We start from the raw sequence: 9,813 nt of genomic DNA on the forward strand, positions 1-9,813 counted from the left end.
CTACGCCCGCTGCACCCGCAGCGTGACGATCTCGAACGGGCGGAGCGTCAGCGACACGGGCGAGCCCGCGTCCCACGTCGCCCCGAGCGGCCGCTCGAGCAGGTCCACCTGGGTCACCGAGTCAGCCTCGAACCCGAAGTCCACGCCGACCCCGGTCGCCCGACCGCCGAGTGCCTCGTACAACCGGACGATGACGTCCCCCGATCGGTCCTCCGCGAGCTTGACGGCCTCGACGAACACCTGCGGCGACGACACCACGACGAGCGGTTCCACGACCGCCGAACCGGGAGCCGACCGCACCGGCAGGTTCAGCCGGTAGCCGGAGTCCGCCGCGTCGAGCACCGAGGCACCCACGCGCAGCACCGTGCGGAACACGTGGTGCCCCTGGTCGGCGTGCGGGTCCGGGAACGTCGGGCCGCGCAGCAGTGACTCGCGCACGAGCGTCGTCGTGCCACCGTCCGGCCGGGTCGCCCGGGTGATGTCGTGCCCGTAGGTGGAGTCGTTCGCCACCGCGACGCCGAAGCCAGGCTCCGCGACGTGCACCCAGCGGTGCGCCGAGGTCTCGAAGCGGGCGAAGTCCCACGAGGTGTTCTGGTGCGTCGGCCGGTCGATGTGGCCGAACTGGATCTCGCTCGAGGCCTGGTCGGCCTTGAGGTCGAGCGGGAACGCCAGCTTCAGCAGCTTCTGCTGCTCGTGCCAGTCCACCTCGGTCTCGACGACGAGTTCCGGCTCGCCCTCGACCGCGGAGTACCGCGTGGTGACGGTGGATCCTCCGGTCGGACGAACCACGACGAGGGCGTCTCCGTCGATCGTCACGGAGGTCGCGGCCAGGGGCTTCCCGTTGCGCTGGTAGGCGCGGTCGATGTCCCACGCCTCCCACTGGTTCGGGGTGTCCCGGAAGACGGTGTACTCCGCAGCGGCCGATCCGGGGGCGATCGCGTCACGCCAGGACGCGCGCTCGACGAACGACACGACGTGGCCGGCACCGTCGATGGTCGCCAGGACCACGCCGGTGTCGAAGACGAAGCCGTCACCGGAACGGACGGGAGGCACCGCTCGCGCTGGCACACCGACGGAAGCACCCAGCGCGGTCACGGTGCCGGCCGCGACGGGCGAGGCGTTGAACCGGACGACGGATCCGCCGTCGTCACCGCCGGCGAGCGCCGTCGTCGCGGTCCCGATCAGGCCGTTGAGCACCGAGGCCACGCGGGCGTACTGCTCCTCGGCGTTCTCGTAGACCCAGGCGATCGAGGACCCCGGCAGGATGTCGTGGAACTGCTGAAGGAGCACCGTGTGCCAGGCCTCCTCGAGCTCGTCGTACGGGTACGCGGCACCGAGTCGCACGGCCGCCGTGGCTGCCCAGAGCTCGGCCTCGCGCAGCAGGTGCTCCGAGCGGCGGTTGCCCTGCTTGGTGCGGATCTGCGACGTGTACGTGCCGCGGTGGAACTCGAGGTACATCTCCCCCGACCAGACGCCGGGCGTGGGGAGCTCCTGCTCGAGCTGCTCGAACACCTGGGCGGGTGTGCCGAGCGTCACGCGGGGTGAGCCGTCGAGGTCGTGCTGCCGGTGGGCGGCGCCGACCATCTCGCGGGTGGGACCACCACCGCCGTCGCCGAAGCCGTAGAGCAGCATCGACGTGTTCGCGGTGCCGCGCTCCTTGTTCTGGCGCTCCCCGCGGTGCAGGTCGGCGGGCGAGACGTCCGAGTTGTACGTGTCCGCCGGGGGCAGGTGCGTCAGGACGCGGGAGCCGTCGATGCCCTCCCAGTGGAAGGAGGTGTGCGGGATGACGTTCGTCTCGTTCCACGAGGGCTTCTGCGTGACGAACCACTTCGATCCGGCGGCGCGGATGATCTGCGGCAGGGCGCCGGTGTACCCGAACGAGTCGGGGAGCCAGGCCTCGGGGGTGTCGATGCCGAACTCCTCGAGGAAGAAGCGCTTGCCGGCGACGAACTGCCGTGCCAGGGCCTCTCCGCCGGGCAGGTTCGTGTCCGACTCGACCCACATGCCGCCGACCGGGATCCACCGGCCCTCGGCGACTCGTTCCTTGATCCGGGCGAAGACGGAGGGGTACTCGTCGCGGATCCATGCGTACTGCTGGGCCGACGAGCACGCGAACGTGAAGTCCGGGTCGCGGTCCATCAGGTCGAGCACGTTCGAGAAGGTCCTGGCGCACTTGCGCTTCGTCTCGCGCACGGGCCACAGCCAGGCGGAGTCGATGTGCGCGTGGCCGACGGCGATCGCGTGGTGCGCGGCGGCACTTGCCGGGACGGCCAGCACGGGTTCGAGCACCGACCGCGCCGCAGCGGCCGAGCCGGCGACGTCGTCGGGGTCGAGCGCGTCGGCGGCCCGCTCGAGCGCGCGGAGGATGTCAGCGCCACGGGTGCCGTCGGTGGGCAGCTCCGCCATCAGGCCACGCAGGACCCAGAGGTCCTGCTGCAGCTCCCACACGGTGTCGTCACGCTCGACGACCTCCAGCGCCTTCAGCCGGTAGATCGGCTCGTCACCGGCGGTCGAGCGCGACCCGAGGGGCGTCGCCCCCTGGAAGTCGTCGCCGCCGATGTCCGGGTTCGCACCGGCCTCGACGTAGAGCTCGAACGACTCCCCCGGTCCGACCTCGAGCGGGACGGCGTTGTTCCGCGGCTCGATGGCCTTGATCGTCGTGCCGTCGGGCCGGTACGCGAGCCCCTCGGCCTGGAAGCCCGGGTGCCGCTTGGTGAAGCCGAGGTCGACGAACAGCTCGGCCGTGGTGCCCTCGGCGGTGCCGAAGTCGGCCGGGACGCTGCCCGTCACCCGGAACCACGTCGTGCCCCACGGTCGGCCACCCCACGGGGACCCGACCTCGAACGGGGTGAACGACTGCGTCACCGCCGAGTCGAACGGCACCGGTTCGCCCGGGACGTCCCAGGCCTCGACGGTGACCGGGGCCGAGCGCCGCTGGACGGCGGGGTCGACCCGGTCACGCACGAGACGGGCGATGCGGGCGTGGACGAGCGGTTCGTCATGGTGCATGGAGATGGGTTCCTTCCCAGCGGTGGAGTTCGGTCAGCCCTTGATGCCACCGGCGAGGGCGTTGCCCCCGCCGAGGCCGCGGGACACGATCACGTAGAGCGCGATGACGGGCACGGAGTAGACGATGGAGAACGCGGCCAGCTGCCCGTAGGCGACGGCGCCGTTCTGCCCGAAGAAGTTGAAGATGCTCACCGCGGCGGGCACCTTGTCGGGCGAGAGCAGCAGGACGAACGGGACGAAGAAGTTCCCCCACGCCTGGATGAACACGAAGATGAACACGACGGCGATGCCGGGGCGCATCAGCGGGATGACGATCCGGGTCAGCGTGGTGAACATGGACGCGCCGTCGGTCCAGGCCGCTTCCTCGAGGGAGATCGGGACCGAGTCCATGAAGTTCTTCGCCATCCAGATCGCCATCGGCAGGCTGGTCGCGGCGAGGAAGAAGATGCAGCCGTAGATGTTGTCGATGAGGTTGAGCGACACGAACAGCGCGTAGACGGGCACCATCATCGCGGTGATCGGCAGGCCGGTCCCGAACAGGATGCTGTAGAGGAACGGCTTGTTCACGCGCATCTTGTACCGGGACAGCGGGTACGCCGCCAGGAGCGCGACGACCACGGTGACGACGGCGGTGCCCCCGGACAGCAGCAGGCTGTTGGCGAGCGGGATGAACGACAGCTCGGGCGTCAGCACCTTGGCGAAGTTGTCGAGCGTGAACTGCGACGGGATCTTCACGGACAGCGATGCCTGGGCGTCGAGCGAGGCGAACACCAGCCAGAGCAGCGGCACCGCGAAGCACGCGGCGATGACGAGCAGCACGACGTTCGCCGTCCACCGCATGGTGCGGCCGCGCGGCGAGGTCATGTGCAGCGCGCCCGGGGCGGTCACCGAGCGGGTGACGTTGGACACGGGACGGTCAGGAGCGGTGATCGCCATGGTCAGTCCACCTCCGGCTTCAGTGCCTTGATGTAGATGATCGAGAAGACGGCTCCCACCACGAGCAGGATCGTCGCGATCGCCGTCCCGAAGCCGAGCTGCGAGAACTTGAACGCCTCTTGGTAGGCCAGGATCGGCAGGGTCGACGAGTTCGTCCCCGGCCCACCGCCCGTCATCACGTAGATGAGCGTGAACACCGACAGGGTCTGCAGCGTCGTCAGCATGAGGTTGGTGGAGATGCTCCGGCGGATGACCGGCAGCGTGATGTAGACGAGTCGCTGCCAGCCGGTCGCGCCGTCGACCTCGGCCGACTCGGTGATCTCCTCGGGGACCTCCTGCACGGCGGCGGAGTAGACGAGCATCGAGAAGGCCGTCCCGCGCCAGATGTTGGCGAGGATGATCGCGAGCATCGGGTACGTGTACAGCCAGTTCGCACCGCTGATCCCGAAGACCGACAGGAACGAGTTCAGCGTGCCCTCGTCGTTGAAGAAGGCGTACGCGGCGAACGAGGCCACGATCTCCGGCAGGACCCAGGCCGCGACGACGAAGGTACCGACGATCGACCGGACGACCTTGTTGGCCGATCGCATGAGCAGCGCGAGGCCGAGCCCGAGGACGTTCTGGCCGACGACCGCCGAGGCGAACAGGAAGACGATCGTCAGGATGACGGACTTCGGGAAGTCCGGGTCCTGGAACAGCTCGACGTAGTTCTTGAACCCGACGAACTGCTGGTCGGCAGCGCCGGCGCCGGTGAGCGCCGAGTTGGTGAACGACCCGTAGAACGACGAGATGACGGGGCCGAGCAGGAAGACGATGAGGAGGACGACGGCCGGCAGCAGGGGCACGGCTCGGGTGGCGTTCCGCAGCGGTCGCCGCTTGCGCGGGACCGGCGGATCGGTGCGCTTGGGCGCACCGGGCGCCGACAGGGTCGGCGCGAGGGGGGTGGTGGACACGCTGGTTGCCTTCCGGGTGCGGAGAGGGTTCCGAAGGTGGGGAGGAGCCGGACGGGAGGCTCGGATCGCGTCGTGCGCCGAGCCTCCAGTCCGGTCTGGGGTGGCGTCAGCCGGAGACGGTGTGGTCCTTGCCGACCGTCTGGACGACGGCGTCGTCGTACGCGGCGGCTGCCTGCTTCGGTGACTGCTGCCCGGTCATCACGGACTCCATGGCGACCTGGACGGCGTTCGAGATCTGCGAGTAGTCGCTCGTCGCCGGGCGGAAGTTGGTGTGTTCCACCAGCCCGGAGAAGAACTTGAACGTCGGGTTGGCGTCCGTGTAGGCGGTGTCCTCAGCGACGTCCTTGCGGACCGCGATCTGGCTGTTCTCGGTGTCGTACTTCAGCGAACCGTCCTTGTTCAGGAACGTCGTGATGAAGTCGAACGCGGCCTGCGGGTTCTTCGACTTGCTGCCGACGGCCAGCGTCCAGCCGCCCGACATGCTGTTGTAGCCCGGGGCCTGGCCGTTCTGCGTCGGCATCGCTGCCTGACCCATCACGTCGTTCCACTCGGGCCACGGGGCGGTCCCGCTCTTCAGCCACGTGCCCGACTGCCACGAGCCGTCGAGGTCGATCGCGAGCTTGCCCTTCGGCAGCCACGTCTGGGCGATCGTGGTGCCGACGTTGGTGTCGAGCGCCTGCTGCGGGGTCGGGCCGAGGTCGCCCTGGTACACGTCCTTGATGAACTGGAGCGAGTCCTCGAACTGCTTCGAGCCGGTGACCCACTTCTTGTCCTTGTAGAGCGTGTTGCCCGAGCCGTCCGCGCCGTACAGGAGCATCTCGAAGCCCTGCATGGTCGAGGCCTCGCCCTGGGCCTTGCCGGAGTAGACGTTGAACGGGATGGTGTCCGGGGACTTCTGCTTGATGGTCTTCGCGGCGGCGAGCACGTCGTCCCAGGTCTTGGGCTGCCACGGCACCGGCAGGCCGACCTTCTTGAAGATGTCCTTGTTGTACCAGAGTGCCCGGGTGTCGGTGCCCATCGGGACGCCGTAGGTCTTGCCGTCCACGCCCTCGCCGGCCTGCTTGGCGTTGTCGAAGAACTGGTCCCAGTCCTTCCACTTCGCCGTGTACTTGTCGAGCGGCAGGAGGTACCCGGCCTGGGCGTCGGCCTTGACGAGGAAGGTGTCCTCGTACATGACGTCCGGTGCGGTCGCCGGCGCCTTGTTCATCAGCGCGAGCTTCGTGTAGTAGTCGTTGCCCTGGGCCTGGATCGGGACGAGCGTGACGTTCTTGCCCGGGTTCGCCTTCTCGTACTCCTTCTTGACGACCTTCATCTGGGCGTCGAGCTGCTGGAAGGCGCCGAACTTCTGGTAGGCGATCTTGATGGTGTCACTCGAGGCGGACCCCGAGCTCGAGCAGCCTGCGAGACCCACTGCGGCGACTGCCACGGCTGCGAGTCCAGCGATGATGCGGGTGCGTTTCATCGGTGCTCCTTTGCACGGATTCGCGGGCTACAGTGCCCGCGCTGCGCAGTTAGTCCACCGTATTGACTTAACCCGTGTCAAGACCTGACGCGTCACGGTTCGGGCGCAGTGTCCGTTCGCCGCGCATGAGTCACCCGTCGCGCCGCGCGTGCGTGGCAGGCGGGTTCGCGCATAACAGGTGCTTTCGCGCGTAGGAGGTCGCACCTTCCGACCCGCAACGCGCGAAACCGCTTCCCATCGCACTCGCCATGGGAAGGAACGCGGGCCGACCTCGCGCGACTACCCCGCGATGGGCGTCGCCCCACCGCGGACCGTGATCCCGCCGCTCGCGGTCACGTCCACGAGCAGGATGCTCGGCCGCCCGACGTGCCGCCCCTGCCGGATCACGACGCGGTCCCCAGCCCGAGCGCGCCCGATCGCCCGCAGGTAGGCGCCCGTCGACGCCGCGGCCGAACCCGTCGCCGGGTCCTCGGTGATGCGGCCGACGGGGAACAGGTTCCGCGCCTCGTACTCCCCCGGCCCGGTCGGGTGCAGCACGGTGACGGTCCCCGTCCAGCCACGCTCGCGCTTGAGGTCGGCCAGCGCGACGGGGTCGAACCGGAACTGGTGGAAGAGCTCCCGGTCCTCGAGCACGACCACCGGGTTCCAGTTGCCGGCGTACGACTCCAGCACCGGGTACCCGTCCGCGACGTCGTCCGGGGTGAGTCCCAGCAGCGCCAGCAGCGGCGCGGGGTCGAACTCGCGCAGGTCCGGCTCGACGCTCGTCATCGCGACCTGCACGGCGCCGTGCTCGTCCCGGGTGGTGTCGAGCGCGATGTCGCCAGCGGCGGTCGCGAACATCCGCGGTCCGATGCCGTCCCGTTCAGCGAGCACCACCGCGAGGGCCACGGTCGCATGCCCGCAGAACGGCACCTCGGCGTCCGGCGAGAAGTACCGCACGAGGACGCGGTCGTCGCTCGCACCCGTCACGAACACGGTCTCCGGGTACCCGACCCGCTCGGCGATCGCGAGCATCTCCGCGTCCGAGAGCGCCACGCCGTCGAGCACCACCCCGGCGGGGTTCCCGCCGTCCGGTTCGGCAGCGAAGGCGGTGTACCGGAGCACGTCAGGTTCCATGCCCCGACGCTATCCGAGCGCTCGAGACCCCTCGCGGTCCACTCCGCGGTCCGTGGCCTGACGCACCGCACCCGCACCGGCACCGGCACCGGACGGGAGGCTCCCCACCGGTCCGCCACCGAGCCTCCCGTCCGGCGGGCCGATCCGTCGTGACGCGCGTCAGCGCCGGATCAACAGCGCGCTCGCCCGCGGCGAGAGCGCCGCGTCGAGCACCAGGCAGGCCGCGCCGACGGCGGCCACGTCGGCCCCACGGTCGGTCTCGACCACCGTCACCGGGTGCTTCGGCACGAGGATCGGCGACTCCGTGATCGCCGCCCGCGCTGCCGGCAGTGCGGCAGCGGCGACCCGCGCCCAGAACGGCCCGCCGAACACGACGCGGTCGATGTCGAGCAGGTTCACGATGACGACGGCAGCGCGGCCCATCACGGTGCCCGCCTCGGCAGCGAGCTCGATGGCGGTCGTGTCCCCCGCGTCGATGGCTGCGGCGAGTGCGTCCCAGGCCCGGTCGACCGACCCGAGGTCCGTGACGGCCCCCAGGTCGAGCCCGCGCGACGCCGCGATCCGCACGATGCGCTCGGGTGCCACCGCGGCTCCGACCTCGCCGCGGTCCCCCTGTCCGTCCGGGGTGCCGGCGAAGGGGCCCTGCTCGACCATGATGTGGCCGGCGTCGCCCGCGTTGCCCCCGGTCCCGCGCACGGGTTCGTGGTCGACGACGAGCCCGACGCCGAACCCCGTGCCGAAGTACACGAAGGCGAAGTTCCGCGCCGAGGACTCCCCCGCCAGGAACATCTCGCCGACTGCGGCTGCGGTGACGTCCTTCTCGAGGAGCACCGGGTGGCCGGTGGCCTCGGCGAGGGCGTCCCGCAGCGGCACGTCCTTCCACCGCGGCAGGAACGGCGGGTCGAGCACGATGCCGGCGTCGACGTCGATGGGCCCCGGGCTGGCGATGCCGACCCCGAGGACCGCGGCGGCGTCGACGTCCGAGGTCCGCACGAGATCCTCGACCGCCGAGGCCATCGTCCGCACGACCTGCTCGGGGTCGTCCGCCGTGGGGGTCGACGTCGTGGTGGAGGCGACCACGGTGCCGGCGAGGTCGAGCAGCACGTACGTCACGACGGCGGGGTCGATGTGCACGCCGACCGCGAACCGGCTGCCCGGCTCGAGTCGCAGGATCGTGCGGGGCTTGCCGCGGCCGGACACCACGGTGCCGGACTCGACGATCATGCCGGCCTCGATGAGGAACCGCGTGACGTTCGAGACGGTCTGTGCGCTGAGGCCCGTGCGCCCGGCGAGCTCGACGCGGCTCAGCCCGTCGGGCGAGCGGCGGACGGCGTCGAGCACGACCGTGCGGTTGAAGCCGCCGATCGACGGCAGGTTCGCGCCGCGCCGGTGTTCCGCCATGTCGCGACCATACCGCGCAGCCCGCCCTCCCCCGGGAGGATGACATGACTGGCCCCGGGAGTGCTCGCACCGTTAGCCTGACCGCATGACGGACCTCCGCCTCGAAGAACTCTCCGCCTCGACCGCCGCCGCGGCCAACTCCCTGACGCTCAAGCCAGGGCAGGAACAGTTCGTGCAGCCCACCACGTACGGTGTTGCCGAGTCGGACGTCAAGCCGAGCGCCTCCTGGCCCCGGGTCGTGCTCGACGGTGACGAGGTCGTCGGCCTCATCATCGGCAGCTTCGACGCCGACAACCCGCAGGAGGAACTGCAGGCCTGCATCTGGCGCGTCAACGTCTCGGGCACCGCCCAGGGCCGCGGTGTCGGCCGCTTCGCCGTGCACGGCCTCGCTGACGAGGCCCGCAAGCGCGGCTTCGAACGCCTGACCGTCGTCTACGAACCCGGTGAGGGCTCCCCCGAGGACTTCTTCCGCGCCGTCGGCTTCGAGGTCGTCCGCGAGACCCAGTACGGCGACCACTTCGCGGTCCTCTCCCTCTGATGCCCCCGGCCGCCGTCGGTCCGCACCCCGACGACGAGCGACCGGACCCGGCTGACTTCGGCGCCGCCGTAGCCGAGGTCGTCCACTCCATCCCGCCCGGCCGCGTCATGACGTACGGGGACGTCGCCGCTGCGCTCGGGTCCCGCGCCTCGCGTGCCGTGGGGAAGGTCATGGCGCACGAGGGCTCCGACCTGCCGTGGTGGCGTGTGGTCCGGTCCGGCGGGCTCCCGCCCGTCCGGCACGAGGCGCGCGCCCTGGAGCACTACCGCGTCGAGGGCACGCCGCTGCGCTGGCGAGACACGGCCTGGAGGCTCGACATGCCCCGTGCGCGCTGGTCACCGGAGCCGTTCGGTCACGAACCGATAACGGAGCAGAACTGATCCAAACCGCTGCGGCAG

Annotated in this window: 8 protein-coding genes; 2 read left to right on the top strand and 6 right to left on the bottom strand. The window is 70.3% G+C overall.

The annotated features are described in order from the left end of the window. From OXR63_RS17730 to OXR63_RS17755, 6 genes are all read right to left on the bottom strand, one after another. Positions 1-3,009, bottom strand: a complete 3,009-nt coding sequence (locus OXR63_RS17730; protein WP_267425524.1) for an alpha-mannosidase — start codon at positions 3,007-3,009, stop codon at positions 1-3. Positions 3,010-3,042: 33 nt separating this feature from the next. Further along, complete coding sequence (locus tag OXR63_RS17735; RefSeq protein WP_374116156.1) at positions 3,043-3,945, bottom strand: carbohydrate ABC transporter permease; 903 nt, start codon at positions 3,943-3,945, stop codon at positions 3,043-3,045. Between the two features lie 2 nt (positions 3,946-3,947). Continuing rightward, positions 3,948-4,898 carry a carbohydrate ABC transporter permease gene (locus tag OXR63_RS17740; protein WP_083393053.1) on the bottom strand — a complete coding sequence of 317 codons (951 nt, stop codon included), beginning with the start codon at positions 4,896-4,898 and terminating at the stop codon, positions 3,948-3,950. A gap of 106 nt (positions 4,899-5,004) precedes the next feature. Further along, a complete protein-coding gene (locus OXR63_RS17745) occupies positions 5,005-6,360 on the bottom strand; it encodes an extracellular solute-binding protein (RefSeq protein ID WP_267425526.1) in 1,356 nt (451 codons plus the stop codon). Positions 6,361-6,639: 279 nt separating this feature from the next. After that, on the bottom strand, positions 6,640-7,476 hold the full coding sequence (locus tag OXR63_RS17750; RefSeq protein ID WP_267425527.1) for a PhzF family phenazine biosynthesis protein: 837 nt from the start codon (positions 7,474-7,476) through the stop codon (positions 6,640-6,642). A 159-nt stretch (positions 7,477-7,635) separates the two neighbouring features. Beyond that, complete coding sequence (locus OXR63_RS17755) at positions 7,636-8,877, bottom strand: ROK family transcriptional regulator (protein WP_267425528.1); 1,242 nt, start codon at positions 8,875-8,877, stop codon at positions 7,636-7,638. 85 nt (positions 8,878-8,962) lie between these two features. Here OXR63_RS17755 and OXR63_RS17760 point away from each other — a divergent pair, with 85 nt between their 5' ends. Together OXR63_RS17760 and OXR63_RS17765 are read left to right on the top strand one after the other, a co-directional pair. Continuing rightward, entirely contained in the window at positions 8,963-9,415 is a 453-nt protein-coding gene (locus OXR63_RS17760) for a GNAT family N-acetyltransferase (protein ID WP_194630216.1), read from the top strand. After that, positions 9,415-9,795 carry an MGMT family protein gene (locus tag OXR63_RS17765; RefSeq protein WP_267425530.1) on the top strand — a complete coding sequence of 127 codons (381 nt, stop codon included), beginning with the start codon at positions 9,415-9,417 and terminating at the stop codon, positions 9,793-9,795. The genes OXR63_RS17760 and OXR63_RS17765 overlap by 1 nt, the downstream gene beginning before the upstream one ends. Positions 9,796-9,813: the final 18 nt, after the last annotated feature.

This window comes from Curtobacterium sp. GC_Cur_3, assembly GCF_026544205.1.
GTDB lineage: Bacteria > Actinomycetota > Actinomycetes > Actinomycetales > Microbacteriaceae > Curtobacterium.